This window comes from Nocardiopsis oceanisediminis, from assembly GCF_048595525.1.
Classification (GTDB): Bacteria; Actinomycetota; Actinomycetes; order Streptosporangiales; family Streptosporangiaceae; genus Nocardiopsis_A; species Nocardiopsis_A oceanisediminis.
On the sequence record NZ_JAFMZJ010000001.1, the window covers coordinates 1,700,841 to 1,718,914 of the forward strand.

Annotated in this window: 13 protein-coding genes; 4 read left to right on the forward strand and 9 right to left on the reverse strand. The window is 74.7% G+C overall.

Features of this window, described 5'->3' with window-relative positions:
* Window positions 1-214: 214 nt before the first annotated feature.
* The gene (locus tag J0910_RS07670; RefSeq protein WP_420157824.1) at window positions 215-1,156 is read right to left on the reverse strand and encodes a LysR family transcriptional regulator; all 942 of its coding nucleotides are present in this window, start codon (window positions 1,154-1,156) and stop codon (window positions 215-217) included.
* Window positions 1,157-1,236: 80 nt separating this feature from the next.
* Between J0910_RS07670 and J0910_RS07675 the strand changes: the two genes are divergently transcribed.
* Genes J0910_RS07675 through J0910_RS07685 form a run of 3 tightly spaced genes read left to right on the forward strand, consistent with a single transcriptional unit; the run spans window position 1,237 to window position 4,625 of the window.
* Entirely contained in the window at window positions 1,237-1,938 is a 702-nt protein-coding gene (locus J0910_RS07675) for a succinate dehydrogenase cytochrome b subunit (RefSeq protein WP_420157825.1), read from the forward strand.
* Entirely contained in the window at window positions 1,939-3,879 is a 1,941-nt protein-coding gene (locus J0910_RS07680) for a fumarate reductase/succinate dehydrogenase flavoprotein subunit (RefSeq protein WP_420157826.1), read from the forward strand.
* Window positions 3,876-4,625 (forward strand): succinate dehydrogenase/fumarate reductase iron-sulfur subunit, encoded by a 750-nt coding sequence (locus J0910_RS07685; protein WP_420157827.1) that lies wholly within the window; start codon window positions 3,876-3,878, stop codon window positions 4,623-4,625. Before J0910_RS07680 ends, J0910_RS07685 begins: the two co-directional genes overlap by 4 nt.
* A 105-nt stretch (window positions 4,626-4,730) precedes the next feature.
* Here the strand turns inward: J0910_RS07685 and J0910_RS07690 are convergent, their stop codons facing one another.
* The 3 genes from J0910_RS07690 to J0910_RS07700 all read right to left on the reverse strand — a co-directional run bounded on the left by J0910_RS07690 (window position 4,731) and on the right by J0910_RS07700 (window position 7,240).
* Complete coding sequence (locus J0910_RS07690; protein ID WP_420157828.1) at window positions 4,731-5,744, reverse strand: hypothetical protein; 1,014 nt, start codon at window positions 5,742-5,744, stop codon at window positions 4,731-4,733.
* Window positions 5,741-6,370, reverse strand: a complete 630-nt coding sequence (locus J0910_RS07695) for a GNAT family N-acetyltransferase (protein ID WP_420157829.1) — start codon at window positions 6,368-6,370, stop codon at window positions 5,741-5,743. The genes J0910_RS07690 and J0910_RS07695 overlap by 4 nt, the downstream gene beginning before the upstream one ends.
* Window positions 6,371-6,535: 165 nt before the next feature.
* Entirely contained in the window at window positions 6,536-7,240 is a 705-nt protein-coding gene (locus J0910_RS07700; protein ID WP_420157830.1) for a TrmH family RNA methyltransferase, read from the reverse strand.
* Between the two features lie 176 nt (window positions 7,241-7,416).
* Here J0910_RS07700 and J0910_RS07705 point away from each other — a divergent pair, with 176 nt between their 5' ends.
* Window positions 7,417-9,666 carry a hypothetical protein gene (locus J0910_RS07705; RefSeq protein ID WP_420157831.1) on the forward strand — a complete coding sequence of 750 codons (2,250 nt, stop codon included), beginning with the start codon at window positions 7,417-7,419 and terminating at the stop codon, window positions 9,664-9,666.
* Window positions 9,667-10,306: 640 nt separating this feature from the next.
* Here J0910_RS07705 and J0910_RS07710 read toward each other — a convergent pair.
* The 5 genes from J0910_RS07710 to J0910_RS07730 form a co-directional block, all read right to left on the reverse strand.
* Window positions 10,307-11,968 carry a hypothetical protein gene (locus tag J0910_RS07710; protein ID WP_420157832.1) on the reverse strand — a complete coding sequence of 554 codons (1,662 nt, stop codon included), beginning with the start codon at window positions 11,966-11,968 and terminating at the stop codon, window positions 10,307-10,309.
* A 15-nt stretch (window positions 11,969-11,983) separates the two neighbouring features.
* Window positions 11,984-12,391: a DUF3054 domain-containing protein gene (locus tag J0910_RS07715; protein ID WP_420157833.1), complete on the reverse strand. Its 408-nt coding sequence runs from the start codon at window positions 12,389-12,391 to the stop codon at window positions 11,984-11,986.
* Window positions 12,392-12,617: 226 nt separating this feature from the next.
* A complete protein-coding gene (locus tag J0910_RS07720; protein ID WP_420157834.1) occupies window positions 12,618-13,973 on the reverse strand; it encodes an MFS transporter in 1,356 nt (451 codons plus the stop codon).
* A gap of 299 nt (window positions 13,974-14,272) precedes the next feature.
* Entirely contained in the window at window positions 14,273-15,439 is a 1,167-nt protein-coding gene (locus tag J0910_RS07725) for a S1 family peptidase (RefSeq protein WP_420157835.1), read from the reverse strand.
* Between the two features lie 451 nt (window positions 15,440-15,890).
* On the reverse strand, window positions 15,891-18,047 hold the full coding sequence (locus J0910_RS07730; RefSeq protein WP_420157836.1) for a S9 family peptidase: 2,157 nt from the start codon (window positions 18,045-18,047) through the stop codon (window positions 15,891-15,893).
* Window positions 18,048-18,074: the final 27 nt, after the last annotated feature.

Consider the following 18,074-nt stretch of genomic DNA (forward strand, 5'->3'; position numbering starts at 1 on the left):
GAAAAAAGCCACTCTCTGGAACCCTTTTGTGAGTGTTTTCCGGAGAATGGCGAAATATGCGCCGGTGAGTGTTTTGCGAGTTTTGTTGCCGGATGTTGTCCGTGTGAGGTGAGGGGTTTTCGCTCCGGCTTCGCCCCTCTTTTCGGGAAAGTTATCCGGAAAACGCGCCCCGGGGGCGCCCCTGCGGGTGTGAGGTGCGTCCCGCCGCGCCCGGTCAGGGCAGTGAGGCGGCGATGACCTCCAGGTCCTCGCCGAGCTCCTCGGGGGCCAGGTGGGTCAGGTAGGCGGTGAGGTGCCGGCGGAAGGCGCGGGCGCTCTTGGACGGCTCGACGTCCTTCCGGTGCGCCAGGGCTATCGTGCGCAGCAGCCGGGGCCGGCCCAGCGGGGTGCCGCGCAGCCCGGGGCGGTTCTTCAGCACCATGCTGGGCACCACGGCGATGCCCAGGCCGGCCTCGACGAAGCGGAGCACCGCGTCCATCTCGCCGCCCTCCACCGCCATCCGGGGCTCGAACCCGGCCACCCGGCACGCGTTCAGGGTCGCCTCGCGCAGGTCGTACCCGCGCCGGAACATCACCAGCGGGCGGTCGCGCAGGTCGGTGATGCGCATCGACGTCCGGGGCGTGGGGGCCGGGCCGTCGGCGGCGCTGGCCACCACCAGGTTCTCCCTTAGTATCGGAGTGGTCACGAACGCCGGATCGCTGCTCTGCAGAGGCAGGATGATCAGCGCCAGGTCCAGCTGGCCCTTGCCGAGGGCGCGGATCAGGTCGCGCGAACCGCTCTCCTCCACCCGCAGCTCGATGCCGGGGAAGCGGGAGTGGAACCCGGCCAGCGCGTCGGCGACCAGGCCGCCGCAGAGCGACGGGGTGGCGCCCAGCCGCACCCGCCCCCTGCGCATCCCGGCCAGTTCCGCGATCTCGCGGCGGGCCGTCTCGGCGTCGGTCACCATCCGCTGGGCCAGGGGAAGGAGGGCCTCTCCCGCGGGCGTGAGTGTGATATTCCCCCGGGCGCGGCTGAACAGCGGCGAGCCGAGTTCCGCTTCGAGGGTCCGGATCTGTTTGCTGAGACTGGGCTGGGCGACCTGGCAGAGCTCGGCTGCGCGGGTGAAATGCCGCGTCTCGGCGACCGCGAGGAAGTAGGCGAGCTGCTGGAACTGCATGGTCGATAGCCTAAGGCTATGGACACCAGCGGCGCGATGACTTAGACGACATCCTTTATCCCGTCTTAAGGTGACAGGTCGTGGCGAACAGTACCCTGACCAAGCAGCGCTCGGAGGCGCGCAGGTCGTCGGTGGCCCTCAAATCCGCTATGGCGGTCACCGGTGCGATCCTCGTGCTCTTCCTGATAGCGCACATGTACGGAAACCTGAACGTCTTCGCCGGGCAGGAGACGTTCGACAACTACTCGCACCACCTGCGCGAGCTCGGCGAGCCGATGCTCCCGCACGAGGGCTTCCTGTGGATCATGCGCGTCGCGCTCCTCGCGGCGATCCTGATCCACATCTACTCGGCGGCCGTGCTGACCGCCCGGGCCCGCAAGGCGCGCCCGGTGCGCTACGTCAAGCACAAGTCGGTGCAGCAGACCTACGCCTCGCGCACCATGCGCTGGGGCGGCGTGATCATCGCGCTCTACGTGGTCTTCCACATCCTGCACCTGACCACCAACACCATCGCGCCGGGGGGGAAGTCCGACAGCCCCTACGAGCGGCTGGTCAACGGCTTCCAGCCGGAGTACTGGTACGTGACGCTGATCTACGTCGCCGCGGTCGTCCTGGTCGGGATGCACGTGCGGCACGGGATCTGGAGCGCGTGCGCGACGCTGGGCCTCAACCGCGAGGGGCGCCGGCGGACGATCAACGCCATCGCGATCGCCATCGCGGCCGTCATCACGGTGGGCTTCCTGCTGCCGCCGTTCTCCGTTCTCCTCGGGCTGGTGGGATAAATGACCGAGCTCTACACCGAGGGCGCGCCGATCGCCGACACCAAGGCGCCCGACGGGCCGATCAACGAGCGCTGGGACAAGCGCCGGTTCTCCGCGAAGCTGGTGAACCCGGCCAACCGGCGCAAGCTGTCGGTCATCATCGTCGGCACCGGGCTGGCCGGCGCGTCCGCCGCCGCGACCATGGGCGAGGCCGGCTACCAGGTCAAGTCCTTCTGCTACCAGGACAGCCCGCGCCGCGCGCACAGCATCGCGGCCCAGGGCGGCATCAACGCGGCGAAGAACTACCGCAACGACGGCGACAGCATCTACCGGCTGTTCTACGACACCGTCAAGGGCGGCGACTTCCGCTCCCGCGAGTCCAACGTGTACCGCCTGGCCCAGACCAGCGTCGAGATCATCGACCAGTGCGTCGCGCAGGGCGTCCCGTTCGCCCGCGAGTACGGCGGCCTGCTGGACAATCGCTCCTTCGGCGGCGTGCAGGTCTCCCGGACCTTCTACGCCCGCGGCCAGACCGGCCAGCAGCTGCTCATCGGCGCCTACCAGGCGCTGGAGCGGCAGATCGCGGCCGGCACCGTGGAGATGAACACCCGGCACGAGATGCTGGAGATCGTCCTCGTCGACGGCCGCGCCCGGGGCATCATCGCCCGGGACATGGTCACCGGCGAGATCGAGACCCACATGGCCGACGCCGTCGTGCTCGCCACCGGCGGCTACGGCAACGTGTTCTTCCTGTCGACCAACGCCATGGGCTGCAACGTCACCGCCTCCTGGCGGGCGCACCGCAAGGGCGCCTACTTCGGCAACCCCTGCTACACCCAGATCCACCCGACCTGCATCCCGGTCAGCGGCGACTACCAGTCCAAGCTGACCCTGATGAGCGAGTCGCTGCGGAACGACGGCCGCATCTGGGTGCCCAAGCGCACCGGGGACGACCGCGATCCGCGGCAGATCCCCGAGGACGAGCGCGACTACTACCTGGAGCGCATCTACCCGTCCTTCGGCAACCTGGTCCCGCGCGACATCGCGTCCCGCGCCGCCAAGAACGTCTGCGACGAGGGCCGCGGCGTCGGCCCCGGCGGGCTCGGCGTCTACCTGGACTTCGCCGACGCCATCAAGCGGATGGGGCGGCCCGCGGTCGAGGCCAAGTACGGCAACCTGTTCGACATGTACCAGCGCATCACCGGCGAGAACCCCTACGAGGTCCCGATGCGCATCTACCCCGCGGTGCACTACACCATGGGCGGCCTGTGGGTCGACTACGACCTGCAGTCCTCCATCCCGGGGCTGTTCGTCACCGGTGAGGCCAACTTCTCCGACCACGGCGCCAACCGCCTGGGCGCGAGCGCGCTGATGCAGGGCCTGGCCGACGGCTACTTCGTCCTGCCCAACACCATCAACGACTACCTCGCCGACGGGCCGTTCGAGAAGATCGACGAGAGCCACCCGGCCGCCGCGGAGGCCGCGGAGTCGGTGCGCTCCCGCATCGACAAGCTGCTCTCCATCGACGGCGACCGCACCGTGGACTCCTTCCACAAGGAACTCGGCCACATCATGTGGGAGTACTGCGGGATGGAGCGGAACGAAGAGGGCCTGCGCAAGGCCATCGACAGGATCCGCGAGCTCCGCAAGGAGTTCTGGAGCAACGTCAAGGTGCTCGGCTCCAACGACGAGCTCAACCAGGCCCTGGAGAAGGCCGGCCGGGTGGCCGACTTCCTGGAGCTGGGCGAGCTCATGTGCATCGACGCCCTGCACCGCCGGGAGTCCTGCGGCGGCCACTTCCGCAGCGAGAGCCAGACCGAGGACGGCGAGGCGCTCCGCCACGACGACGAGTTCGCCTACGTGGCGGCCTGGGAGTTCACCGGCGAAGGCAAGCCGCCGGTGCTGCACAAGGAGTCCTTGGAGTACGAGTACGTCGAGATGAAGCAGCGGAGCTACAAGTGAACATCACCCTGCGCGTTTGGCGCCAGAAGGGCAAGGCCGACGAGGGTCGGATGGTCACCTACAAGGTCGAGGACGTCAGCCCTGACATGTCCTTCCTTGAGATGCTCGACGTCCTCAACGAGAAGCTCACCCTGGCGGGCGAGGACCCGGTCGCCTTCGACCACGACTGCCGCGAGGGCATCTGCGGCGCCTGCGGCGTGGTGATCAACGGCGTCGCCCACGGCCCGGAGACCACCACCACCTGCCAGCTGCACATGCGCAGCTTCAGCGACGGCGACGAGATCACCCTCGAGCCGTGGCGCGCCGGGGCCTTCCCGGTCGTCAAGGACCTCGTGGTGGACCGGGGCTCGTTCGACCGCATCATCCAGGCCGGCGGCTACATCAGCGCGCCCACCGGCACCGCGCCGGACGCGCACGCCGCCCCGGTGCCCAAGGCCGACGCGGACCGCGCGTTCGACGCGGCCACCTGCATCGGCTGCGGCGCCTGCGTGGCGGCCTGCCCGAACGCCTCGGGCATGCTGTTCACCGCCGCGAAGGTGACCCACCTGGGCAGCCTGCCCCAGGGGCAGCCGGAGCGCGAGGCCCGGGTGATCAAGATGGTCAACCAGCACGACGAAGAGGGCTTCGGCGGCTGCACCAACATCGGCGAGTGCGCCGCGGTCTGCCCGAAGGGCATCCCGCTGGACACCATCGCCCAGCTCAACCGGGACCTGCTGGGCTCTCTGGCCAGCAGCAAGGCCGAGTAGGGCCGCACCCGAACCGGGCACCGCAGGGCCGCTCCCCGCTCCGGGGGGCGGCCCTTTCCCGCTCCCGGCCCCGGGGCGGCGCTCCCGCGGCCCCCGAGGGACGCCTCACCCCTGCCGGGCGGCGTCCCGGTAGCGCGCGGCGACCTCGCGGAAGGCCTCCTTGGGCCGCCGGGCCGAGGGGTCGTCCTCGGGGACCGCCACCACCCCGAACCCGGCCGCGTCCAGGTCGCGGGGGGCGGTGGCGGAGTGCGGGAAGCCGGGCATCGCGAAGGTGAACACGAAGGCCCCGTGCACATCCCGGTCCCGGTAGAGGTCGAGCAGCTCTCCCAGGTAGCGGGCTTGCACATGCTCGTCTCGGACGGTGCCCCGGCGCAGCCGGGGCGGGTCGGCGAACCAGTTCACCGCGAAGAACGAGCCCGCCCCGCGCAGGTCGCCCCCGACGTGCGCGCCGCAGCCGAACTCGGTGACGACCACCGGCCTGCCCGCCGTGCGCAGCAGCGCGTCCAGGCGGCGGGCGTAGTCCGCGGCGTCGGTGCCGAACCGGTACAGGTTCACCCCCGCGATGTCGAAGCCGGACCAGTCCACCCGCTCCCAGCCGCCGGCGCCGTAGGTCACCGGGCCGCCGAAGGAGCCGCGGGCGGTGGCCAGCGCCGCGGCCAGCAGCGCGCCGAGCCGCCGGTTCATCCGCCGGTCGAAGCGGCGGCGCAGCCAGGGGCGGCGGATCAGCTGGATGCGGGCGAACTCGCTCCCGCCGGGGAGCAGGCCGGGGGAGGTCAGCGAGAACTCCGTCCCGACCAGCAGGACGACCCGGCCCGGGTGGGCGCGGCGCAGCCCCTCGGCGCGCTCGGCGACCTCGGCCAGGTGCGCCAGCAGCTCGGCGGGGCTCCGGTCGGCGCACCGCGGGCGGACCCACGCCTCCAGCCCGCCCTCCAGCGCGGCCCGGGAGACCTGCTCCAGCCGCTCCGGATCGGAGCCGACCACCATCACCGCGGTGCAGTGCAGCTCCTCGCGGATGGTCCGCAGGTCCGCCTCGGCGGCCTCCGGGGGCATGTCGTCGGTGAGGTAGGAGATCCCCCTGACCCGCGGCCGGCCGCCCCCGCCCCCCGGGGCCCCGCTCACGGCGCGGGCCGGAGCATCGCCCAGGTCCGGGGCAGGCCCTCGGCGTCCAGCTCTCCGGTCCGCTCGAAGCCGTACCGCCCGTAGTAGGCCGTGTTCTCTTCGCGGTTGGTCTCCAGGTGCACCGGGACCCGGTCGTCGTCGGCGCGGGACAGCCCGGCGCCGAGCAGTGCGGCGCCGATCCCCCGGCCCTGGGCCACCGGGTCGACGCCGAGCACCTCCAGATGCCAGTACGGGCCGGTCGCGGGGGCGAGGGCGCCGAGCTCGCGCTGGAACGCGGCGAGCTCGGGCAGGCGGCGCAGGCCGAACAGGGAGACCGTGTTGGGCAGGGTGCGCAGCAGCGCGCGGGGGCTCAGCGACGGCTCCTCGGGCTCCTTCCAGACCGCCGCGCCGCGCACCACCGGCCGGGGCCCGTCCTCCACCGCCACCCGGACCCGCCCGCGCGGGACGAACACGTACCCGGTGAGCGCCGCCCACCAGCGCGCGAGCTTCGCCATCCGGGACACCTGGTCGGGGAAGAGCCACTCCGCCTGCGGGTCGTCGAAGAACGCCCGGCTCAGCACCCGGGCGACGCCGGGCACGTCCTCCATGGTCGCGTTCCTGACGGTGAACTCCGGTCGTTCGCTCATCGTTCGGCCTCACGGTCGTCGGGCGGGCGGTGGGGAGGGCCCTTCCCACACTATGAGGCCGCTCCCGGGCGGCCCCGCCGCCCCCGCCGGGATGGCCGGTTGCGGACGGCGCCCCGCCGCCGCGTCGGCGTCGCGCTCCCCGGGATGCCCGGCCGGGGCCGGAGGTCAGGGAACGGGCTGGTCGAAGACGTGCGCGCGGACCCAGGCGTGCATGGCGACGGCGGCCGCGGCGCCGGCGTTGATGGAGCGGGTGGAGCCGAACTGGGCGATGGAGAGCACCGCGGCGCACACGTCGCGGACCTCCTCGGACAGCCCGGGGCCCTCCTGGCCGAAGACCAGCACGCAGTCGCGGGGCAGCGGGTAGGTCTCCAGCGGCACCGAACCGGGCAGGTTGTCCACGCCCACCAGCGGCAGGCCGCGCCCGGCCGCCCAGGCCACCAGGTCGCCGGTGCCGGGGTGGTGGTGGACGTGCTGGTACCGGTCGGTCACCATGGCGCCGCGCCGGTTCCACCGGCGGCGGCCGACGATGTGCACGGCGCGCGCGTTGAAGGCGTTGGCGCTGCGCACCACCGACCCGATGTTGAAGTCGTGCTCCCAGTTCTCCACCGCGATGTGGAAGGGGTGCCGGCGGGTGTCCAGGTCGGCGACGATGGCCTCGTGCGTCCAGTACCGGTACCGGTCCTCGACGTTGCGCCGGTCGCCCTCGGCGAGCAGGGCGGGGTCGTACCGGTCGTCCTCGGGCCAGGGGCCCTGCCACGGCCCGACCCCCACCTCCTCCGGTCCGCCGCCGGAAGGCGGGGCGGCCTCCCCGCCGGCACCGCCGGACTCGGGGAGGGAGGAGGGGGCGAGGGCCTGGGACTGCTCGTTCACACGTTTCACCTTATGGCGCCCGTGCAGGGCCCAGGCCCCGCCGCCCTGCCGCCGCCCCGCCCGGGACGACCGGAAACGGCCAGGGCCGGGCCCGTCTTCGACCCCCGGCGGGCACGCTGCGTAGGATTCGGACGACCCCCAGCCGCCCCCCGCGACACGAGGAGGCCCGGACCGCCGTGGCCGAGCGCGACAAGCCGAACGTATCGACGCACAACGAGCTCAGCGGCTCGGCGAGGGACGTCATGCAGGTCGGGGAGTACAACGAGCACCACCACTACCCCGACCTCCCCCGCCCCGAACCGGTCTGGGACATCCACGCGGAGTCGTACGGGGAGTTCGTCAACCACGACGGGGCGCGGGCCCGGGCGGCCGCCCTGTACTCGGAGAAGGCGCTCGGAAGCCGCCCGCGCCCGGCGCTGCTGCACGTGCTCGGGCCGGCCGGGGTGGGGAAGACGGCGTTCGGCGCCGAGGTCGCCCTGCTCCTGCGCGATCTGGCCCGGGAGGAGGGCGCCGGGGAGGTGACCGGCCTCTACGCGGACCTGGCCGGGGTCCGGGCGGCGGCGGGCTCCGCCGAGGAGCTGGTGCACGTCTCCGACGTGCTCGGGGACTTCCTGCGCCGGCTGCACATGCCGGCCGAGGCGGTCCCCGACGGGCTCGCCGCCCGGCGGGAGGCCTTCCACGCGATCACCGGGAACCGCAGGACCGTCGTGGTCCTGGAGGGGGTCACCGGCCTCAACGAGGTCCGGCCGTTCGAGACCGGGCCGGGCAGCATGCTCATCGCCACCGGGCGCACCGCGATCAAGGGTCTGGTCCGGCGGCAGGTCCCCTGTATCCGGCTGCCGGCCCTGGCGGAGGAGCCCGCGCTGAGGCTGCTGCGCGGCTTCGACTCCGGCGACGGCCGGGTGCACCGCCTGCTCCGGGAGGACCCGGAGGGCGCGCGGGCCCTGGTCGCCCGGTGCGGCGGCCTGCCGCTGGCGCTGCGCATCGCCGGCGCCCGCCTGGCCCGCGACCCCGGGCTGGACGTCGCCGGGATGCTCCACCGCCTGGACACCGCTCCCCGGCTCCCCGAAGAGCTGGACCGCCTCGACGAAGCGGAGGGGGAAGGGCCGCGCGTCGCCGAGGTCATCGCGTTCGGCCGCCGCGGCCTCTCCGCCCGGGCCGCCGAACTCTACACCGCGCTCGGCGAGTGCCCCGGGAACAGGGTGCCGGCCGGGCTGGCCTCGGCCCTGCTCGGCTCGGCGGAGGAGGCCCGGGCCGCCCTCGCCGAGCTCACCGACTCCTCCCTGCTGGCCTGGGACGGGACCGGCCACCGGTGGGAGCCGCTGATCCGGCACGACGCGCGGGCCCGCGTCCAGGCGCTGCCCGATGCCGACCGCCGCCGGCTCAAGGGGCAGGTGCTGAGCTGGTACGCCGCGGCGCTGGCGCACGCCGACCGGGTGGTGGCCGGGGCCCGTAGCCGGGTCACCGCCGAGCACGGGGACGGGGCGGCCGACCGGGTCCCGGGCGGCTACCGGGCCCCGTTCGATCCCGTCCCGGCGGCCGCGAGGGAGTGGGCGGGCGGGGCGGCCGAGGCCGTCCCCGGCCTGATGCGCACCGCACTCGACCTGGAGCGCGGCGCCGACGCGCTGCTCCTCGCCGAATCGCTCTGGCCGGTCCTGCACGAGCTGAGGCGCGACTCCCTCGCGGCCGAGGTCTACCGGCGCGCGCTGGAGGACGCGGTCGGTCCGGACGACCGCGCGGCCGCGGCGAGGATGGGCAACTACCGGGGGCGGGCACTGCTGGACGGCGGCGCGGCGGACGAGGCCGGGGAGGCGATCGCCGCCGCGGCGGCCGCGGCCGAGGCCTCCGGCGACCCCCGCGTCCTGGCCCCGGTGCTGGAGACCCGCGGCCTGCTGAACGAGCGGACCGGGCGGGTCGGCGAGGCCATCGGGGACGTCGAGCGCGCCCGGGAGATCCAGCGCGGGCTCGGGAACGTCCGGGGAGAGGCGCTCTACGGCTACCAGCTGGCCGCTCTCCACCTGGCGGCCGGCGACCCGGGGGCGGCCGCCGCCGAGTCGGAGCGGGTCGCGTCGGCGGTCCGCCGGGAGATCGGCCGGCTGGAGGGGGCGGAGAGCCCTGAGGCGGCGGGGCGGCGCAACGACTGGCGCTCCATCGGGGTCCGGAACGCGACCCGGCTCGGCCGGGCGCTGCTGGCCGGCGGCGACGCCGAGGGGGCGTTCGCGCGGGCGGGGGAGGCCCTGGAGTCGCTCGGCGCCGACGACGCCCCGGTGCGCTGGGCCGACGCCTTCGCCGTGCGGGCCGAGGCGGCCCACGCGCTGGGCGACCGCGCCGAGGCCGGGGAGTGCGCGGACCGCGCGCTGCGCGTCTACCGCGACCACCACCTGCACGGCAGGGCCGAAGCGCTGTGCAGGGCCCTGGGGATCTGAGCCGGCCGCCGGGCCGCCTGCCGTCCGCCACCGGCCGCTGGTCGGAGACCGGCCGGAACCGGAACAGGAGCCGTGCCGCCGGGCCCGTGCGCCTGCGCGGCCCCGATACCGGAGGCTCCCGGCTCTGGCGGGACCGTCCGGCCGGGGACGGAGGTCCGGGGCGGATTTCCGCCGGGGCGATCTGGGCCCGCCCGGTGCGCTGCCCCGGCACGGGTGCCTCCTTGCCCGGCCGGGCAAGGAGGCGGAGGGGCGAAGGGCGGGCTTCGGCCGGGGGCGGCGCCGAGTGGGCGTTCCGGGTCCGTGTGCTTGTGCGGCTCTCGGTTCCGGTGGGGCGTCCGGCCGGGGGAGAAGGGGCGGAGATCAGGTTCCCGCCGGGGCGGCCGACGGGCGGGCGGTCCGGGCCTGCCGGGTCGCGCTGTTCCGGGACGGGAGGCTTCCTGCTTCGGCCGGGCAGGGCGGCGGAGGGCCGAGGGGCGGGCTTCCGGCGGGGCGGCCGGCGTCGGGCGGGGGAATCGGGGCGCCGTGTCCCGGTCCGGGAATCAGCCGTGTGAGCACTCGGGGAGCGGGGGCTCCGGCCGGGCCGCCGTGGTGGGGTGGTCCGGGCCGGAGTCCTCCGTTCCGTTTCCCGGATGTCCTGAGATCAAGCGGGGGGGGGGTGCTGCAAACGCGTTCCTCCCTGCGGGAGGAGGAGCACCGCGCCCTTCTCCCGCCAGGTGGTGAGGGCGGGGTCCTCGTCGAGCCAGGCGGTGGCCGCGGCGGCCACCTCGGGCGGGGCGGCGGGGCCGTCCGCGCGCAGGCGGAGCCAGGGGCCGTCGGCGAGGGCGAGCAGGTACTCGCCGCCGGGGAGCACGGCGGCGGCCAGCGAGCACAGCGGGTGCCGGTCCAGGGCCTCCCGGGCCCAGCGGACCGCCTCGGCCTCCGGGGCGGGGCGGGGGCGGAGCAGCGCGGTGGCCGCGTCCCGGCGGGCGGGGACGGTGTCCTCGGTGCTGACCAGGAGCGGGCCGCGGGAGGCGGCGGAGACCGCGGCCGGGTGCAGGGCCGGGCGGAGGACCGGTGCGCCGCGGTCCACGTCCACGGCGGCCGCGGCCACCCGCCAGGCGGTGGCCTCACCGGCCAGGTGCTCGGGGTCGGGCAGCGGCGGGAGGGCGGCCGGCCCGGCCGGCGGGGCCGCGCCCAGCAGCGAGTAGCAGAGCCCCCGCAGCCGCTCGGCGGCCGAACCGGGGTGGGCGATCAGCAGGTCGCGGGCGTCGGGCGGAGGCGCGTCCAGGGCGGCCTCCACGGCGCGCCGGGGATCGTCGCCCGGGCCGAGGAACGGCACCCGGCGGGCGAAGGCGTGCAGCGGCGAGGCCGGGTCCAGCTCGTCCCCGCCGAAGGCGGCGAGCAGCACCGGGCGGCCCAGCGCCGCCGCGTAGTAGGTGGTGGAGCCGTGGTCGCCGACCACGGCGTCGGCGGCGACGAGCGCGGCCCGCCACCCCTGGTAGGGGTCGACCAGGACGAGCCCGGCGTCCTGCTCGTCGCTGAGCAGCCGGCGCAGCCCGTGCGGGCCGTGCCGGCACCAGACGTTGGGGTGCGCGATCAGGGCCACCCGGTAGGAATCGGCGGGCAGCGCGGCCAGCAGGCGGCGCACGGCGTCCCGGCCGGACCCGAGCAGCGAGTCCCGGTTCCAGGTGGAGGAGACCGCGATCAGGCGGTGGCCGGGCGGGATCCGCAGGGCCTCCCGGAACCGGTCCCGGCGCCCCTCGTTCGCGGACATCCGGTCGAAGGAGATGTCGCCGACGGCCTCGGCGCGCACCCCGCGCAGCGCCGGGGCGGCGGGCAGCCGGTCGGCCTGCTCGGTGTGGGAGAGCGCGAGCGCGGCGGGCAGCGCCCGGCCGGCGTGCAGCAGCTGGCCGGGGGCGAGCCCGGAGGCGGTCTCCAGGTCTCCGGGGACGGCGCCGACCAGCCGGTTGTGCCCGGCGCCGTGCGGCATGAGCAGCAGCGGCGGCCCGCCCGCGGCCGGCCGCAGCCGGTGCAGGCCCTCCTTGGGGGAGGCCGCCAGGGCCAGGGAGAACCGCTCCCGCTCGGCGACGGCCCGGTCGAAGCCGATGATCCGCTGCACGCCGGCGGCGCGCAGCATCGGCTCCACCCCGGGTTCGGAGACCGAGCCGGGGTTGAGCGCGAAGGTGAGCTCGACGCGGTCGTCGCCGTCGAACACGTGCACCGCGTCGAGCAGGCGGCCGGCGGCGGGGACGCTGCGCACCACCACGAGCACCTCGTGCTCGGCCGCGGGGAAGGTGCGCCAGGGGTCGGGGGAGGGCGGCATGGGGGAGGCGGGCGCTCAGGCGGCCCCGGACTCCTTCTCCTCGGCGGCGCGGGCCTTCTCCCGGACCAGGGTGAACGGGCGGGAGAGCTCGCGCCAGCCGATCATCGCGCCGCCGAGGAAGACGGCGGTGACGACGGCGAAGGAGAGCGGGGCGCCGTCCGGGGTGAGCAGGGCGCGCAGGGCCAGGCCGAGGGCGGCGGTGCAGAGCCAGATGCCGACGCCGGTCCAGGCGACCCGCATCGGGTGCCGCCAGGCGCGCATGGCGGCCCAGCCGACCGCCAGTCCGACGGCGAAGGGCCAGGCGGTGCCGAGGAACCCGGTGAGCGAGGCGGCCTCGGCGTGCGAGGCGCGGCCGACGGCGACGAACGCCCCGACGCTCAGCAGGTCCAGCAGCGCGGCGACGGCGACAGGGAAGAAGCGCATGCCTCCAGGTTATGAGGCGTGCGGGGGAGGGGCGACAGGGCGGCGGGCGGAGCCCCTCCGGAGGCGCGGGGCGGAGGCGGCGGTCCCGCCGGATCCGGCCGGCCGCCGCCCGCACGGGCGGACGGGGCAGGGCGCCGGCGGAGGCGCGGCGCTCCGGGCCCCTGCGCCGGGGACGCCGCCGCGCCGGCCGCGCGCCGGGATCCGTCCCTCCCGGCGCGCGGCGGGGTCAGCGGGCGGAGACCGGGGTCTCGTCCAGTGAGTCGTCCCGGGTCTCCCGGGCCAGCAGGAGGGCGGCCAGGGTGACCGCGGCGGAGGCGATCAGGTAGCCGCCGACCGCCCAGAGGCCGTACTCGGCGGCCAGCCAGGTGGCCGCGTACGGCGCCAGCGAGGCGCCGACCAGGCCGCCCAGGTTGTAGGCGATCGAGGCGCCGCTGTACCGGACGTTGGTCGGGAACAGCTCCGGCAGCAGCGCCCCCATCGGGCCGAAGGTCAGCCCCATCAGGGACAGCCCCAGGATCAGGCAGAGCTGCACCAGCGCGGTGGACCCGCTGTCCAGCATCGGGCCCATCACCAGGCCGAACAGCAGGATCGCGGCGGTGGTCGCGATCAGCACGGGGCGCCGCCCGTACCGGTCCGCGATCAGCCCGGCGACCGGTGTGAACAGGCCGAAGAAGACCACGCCGACCAGCAGCATCAGCAGGAACGGGGTGTAGGAGTAGCCCAGGCCGCCCGGTTCGGGGGCGGTGCCGTACGACATGGAGAACACGGTCGTCAGGTAGAAGAGCACGTAGGTGGCGACCATGATCAGCGTGCCCAGGACGATCGCGCCGGTGCTGGTCTTGAAGACCTCGACCAGCGGGAGCCGGGCGATCCGGCCGCTCTCCCGCGCCTTGGTGAAGGCCGGGGTCTCGTGCAGCTTCAGCCGCACCCACAGTCCGATGACGATCATCACCGCGGACAGCAGGAACGGGACGCGCCAGCCCCAGGCGAGGAAGGCGTCGTCGCTCATGGTGGAGGTCAGGGCGAGGAAGACGCCGTTGGCCAGGAAGAACCCGATCGGCGCGCCCAGCTGGGGGAAGGTGCCGTAGAGCGCGCGCTTGCGGCGCGGGGCGTTCTCGGTGGCGAGCAGGGCCGCGCCGCCCCATTCGCCGCCCAGGCCCAGGCCCTGGCCGAACCGGCAGAGCGCCAGCAGGAGCGGGGCGGCCACGCCGATCTGGGCGTAGCCCGGCAGCAGCCCGATGAGCACGGTGGAGACGCCCATGGTGAGCAGGGAGGCGACCAGGGTGGCCTTGCGGCCGATGCGGTCGCCGAAGTGGCCGAAGAGCATCGACCCGAACGGGCGGGCGATGAAGGCGATGGCGAAGGTCGCGAAGGACTGCAGGGTGGCCGCGGTGGCGTCGCCCTCGGGGAAGAAGAGGTGCGGGAAGACCAGTACGGCCGCGGTGGCGTAGACGTAGAAGTCGTAGAACTCGATGGACGTCCCCACGAGGCTGGCGACGATCACCCGCCCCTTCCCGTTGACGGGCGGGGCGTCCGCCGCCCCTCCCCCTTCGGGCACCTCTTCCGCTGCGTGCGTCGCCACGGCCTTACCTCCCTTTACCTGGAGTTTTCACGCACATGATACGCGCGCGCACCACCATGCGAGACGTTGTGTCCCAACATGTGAGATCGGGTGGGCGGGGGGCGGCGCGGGTGCGGTGCGGGGAGGGCCGGATGACCGGCCGGCGCGAGGGGGGATGGATGGACCTGCGCGCCGGCCGGCTCCCGCGGCCGGGGAGGACCCCGGCCACGAACACGGGACGCCCGGCCCCCCGCGGGGAGGGGCCGGGCTCCGTCAGGGACGGTCTGACGGATGGACCCGGAGGTCCGGTGCGGACCGGGTCAGCCGGTCAGCAGGGTGGCGCCGTAGGTCTCCAGGATCGGGTTGATCGGCTGGAAGAACGTGGTGCCGCCGGAGGAGCAGTTGCCGCTGCCGCCGGAGGTCACGCCCTGGGCCTGGTCGCCGCTGAGCCAGGAGCCGCCGGAGTCGCCGGGCTCGGCGCAGACGTCGGTCTGGGTCAGCCCGTTGACGGTGCCCTCCGGGTAGGAGACCGACTGGTTCTTCGCCTGGACCGTGCCGCAGTGCCAGCCGGTGGTGGAGCCGGACCGGCAGATGGAGCTGCCCTCGGGGGCCTCCTCCGAGCCGGCCACCGTCACGGTGCCGCCCTCGTAGTCGTTGACGGCCGGGGTCGGGGTCCAGTTGCCGTCGGCCTGGACCACGGCCATGTCGGCGCCGGGGAACTCCGAGCCGGTCACGGTGCCGGTGCCCGAGCCGTCCTGGGAGCTCACCTGGGTGCCCTCGGGGCCGCAGTGGCCCGCGGTGGCGAAGCCCTCGGTGGTGGCGAAGCCGATCGAGCAGCGGCCGCCCCCGGTGGAGTACGCGTCGCCGCCGACGATGTCGGCGTAGAGCCGCGGCTTCTCCGAGGTGGTCTCCACCGTGTAGGCGTCGGCGGGCACGCCGGCCGCGGACGCGAACTCCTCGGCCGCGGCCTCCTCGCCCTCCAGGGCGGTGATGACCACGGTGTCCTGCTGGACGTCGGGGTACCAGCCGGCGATGCCGTCGGACAGCTCGGCGCCCTCGCCGTTCAGGTCGGCGACCAGCTTCTGCAGGTCGTCCTCGCCGTACTCGACGACCTCGGCCTCGGCACCGGCCGCCTTGACCTCCTCGGTCGCGGAGGCGTCGGTGACGGCCACGGTCAGCGTGCCGCTCTCGATGTCGAACCAGCTGCCGCCGTACCCCTCGCCCAGCGAGGAGCGGAGCTCGGAGTCGGTGCTCCGGGCCTCGGCCTCGGCGGCGGCGAGCTCGCCGGCCTCGGCCTCGGTCAGGCCGAGGTCGCGCTCCATGGCCTCCAGCAGCTCGTCGGGGAGCTGCGCCTCGGAGCCGGAGACGGTCTCCGCGGAGACGCCGGCCGGCTCGCCCGCGCTGCTGTAGACCAGCGCGCCGGCCGCGACCAGGCCGAGGGCGAGCGCGCCGCCTCCTGCGGCGCGCGCGATGGTGGATCTCTGCATTCGTCCGCCCTTTCTCAGGGATTCGGTTGAAGGCGGGATCCGCGTTGAAGAACGGGGATTCAACGAGGGATCCCGGGCCGGTCCGCCTCGGGAGCGGCGGTCGGCCCCGTTCGCCGCGTTCGGCAAACGATTCGCCACGATAAGTCATGGTGTCCGGTGAAAAACAGATGGTGCTGATGTTCCGAAAAGGAAGATCGTCTCCGGCCGTCTGAAACGTGAAAAGGGTGCCGCTGCAGGCGGTTCGGGAACGCCGACGTGAACCGGTGGGTAGCGGACGATCCGATGACCGGATGAATCGTCCGCCAGGGGAAAGTCAAGAGGAGGTGATGGCCGGATCAGGTCAGCGCGGAGCGGAACCCGCCTCCGCCGCCCCGCCCGGCGGGCCGTCCGGCCGCGCCGGGCACGGGTCGGGGCGGGGAGGGCCGCCCCGCCCTCCCCGCCCCGGCGGCCGCTAGAAGCCGCCCAGGGACGACTTGAGGAAGTCCACCTGGAGCAGGAGCAGGTTCTCCGCCGTCGCCTCCTCGGTGGGCATATGGGTGATCCCGGAGAGCGGCAGCACGGTGTGCGGCCGGCCCGCGGCCAGCAGCGCCGAGGAGAGCCGCTGGCTGTGCGCGAACACCACGTTGTCGTCGGCCAGCCCGTGGATGAGCATCAGCGGCCGCTCCAGCCCCGCGGCGTCGCCCAGCAGCGAGCTGGTCCGGTAGGCCTCCGGCTCCTCGTCCGGCAGCCCCAGGTAGCGCTCGGTGTAGTGGGTGTCGTACAGCCGCCAGTCGATCACCGGCGCCCCGGCCACCGCCGCGTGGAACACGTCCGGGCGGCGCAGCACCGCCAGCGCCGCCAGGTACCCGCCGAACGACCAGCCGCGCACGCCCACCCGGTCCAGGTCCAGGAAGCCGTACCGCTCCGCCGCGTCGTGCACCGCCGCGACCTGGTCCTCCAGCACCGGGCCGGCGAGGTCGCCGCGGATCGCCTGCTCCCACTCCACCCCGACGCCCGGGGTGCCCCGGCCGTCCGCGATGAGCACCGCGAAGCCCTGCTCGGCGAACCACTGCGAGGTGAGGTAGGCGCCCCGGGCCTCCAGCACCCGCTGGGCGTGCGGGCCGCCGTACGGGTCCACCAGCACCGGCAGCCGCCGCCCGGCGTGCTCGCCCTCCGGGTCGAACCAGGACGGCAGCACCAGCGCGGAGGGGACCGACCGCTCTCCGGCCCGCCACAGCCGGGGCGCCGGCGCGGGCAGCTCCGGGGACTCGGCGAGCGAGGCGATCTCGACGGCCTTGGCCCGGGTCTCGGTGTGCGCGTCGGTGACGACCAGGGTGCGCACCCCCTCGGCGTCCAGCGCGCGCCGCTGCACCACCAGCGTCCCGCCGCGCAGCCGGCCGGAGTCGACCCCGCCGCCGCCCCCGCCGGGCGGCTCGACCGGGCCCGCCGACCCCTCCCCGGCGTCGGCGAGCCACAGCTCCACCCGCCCCGGCCGGGACGGCCGGGAGGCGGTGAACAGCACCCGGTCGCCGTCGATGTCGGAGACGCCGCGCACGTAGAGGTCGCCGGGGCCGACCGGGCGGCCGCCGATCACCAGCCGGCGCTCCCCGCCGGCGGTCCGGCCGATCCACACCTGCTCGCCGCCGGAGGTGAAGCCGGGCACCCCCGGCATGATCTCCACCCACACGTCGTCGCGCTCGGTGCGCACCGGCCCGGTCAGGCCGGTGGCCGGGTCGGCGCTGAACACGGTGAGCTCGGACTGGGCCCGGTTCTGCGCGGTGAACAGCACGGTCGGGGTGCCGTCCGGGCCGGTGGTCCAGCCGGCCTGCACCAGGTAGGGGAGGGCCTTCCGGTCCCAGTCCAGCCACTGCGGCCCGCCGGAGCCGTCCAGCGGCAGCACCGCCAGCCGCACGTCGGCGTTGCGGGTGCCCGCCGCCGGGTAGGCGATGGTCTGCGGCGCCGCCTCGGGGGAGGCCGGGTCGGCGATGTGCCAGCGGGCCACCGCCGACTCGTCCACCCGGGCGGCCAGCAGCGAGCCGCCGTCCGGCGCCCACCACATCCCGCGGTAGCGGCCCATCTCCTCGGCGGCGATGAAGTCGGCCAGGCCCCAGGTGACGCCGGGGGCGTCCGGCTCGGCGAGGACCCGGTCGTCCCCGGAGCCGATGGACACCGCGCGCAGCGCCCCGCCGGACACGTAGGCCACGTTCTCGCCCCGCGGGCAGATCCGCGGGTCCACCACCGCGCCGGTGGCGGGCAGCGGGAACGGGCCGGGCTCGTCGCCCGCCAGGTCGGCGTAGTACAGCCGCCCGGACAGGGTGAACACGGCGCGGGTGAAGGCGTCGTCCACGCTGTAGGCGACGATGCCGCCGCCGGACTCGCGCAGCCGCTCCCGGCGGGCCCGCTCCTCCGGCGGCAGGTCCTCCTCTTCTCCGGCGCCGATCGCCCGCGGGTCGGCGATCAGCCGCTCCCGCCCGGTGTCCAGGTCCAGCAGCCACAGGCAGGCGGCCCCGTCCGTACCGTGCCTGCTCCGCAGGAAGGCGATCCGCCGACCGTCGGGGGAGATGCCGAATGCCTTGGGGGCGCCCAGCGTGAACCGCCGGGTCCGGGCCTGTTGCCGTGGAAAGCTCATGGGGCGATTCTCGCCCATCGCGCGATG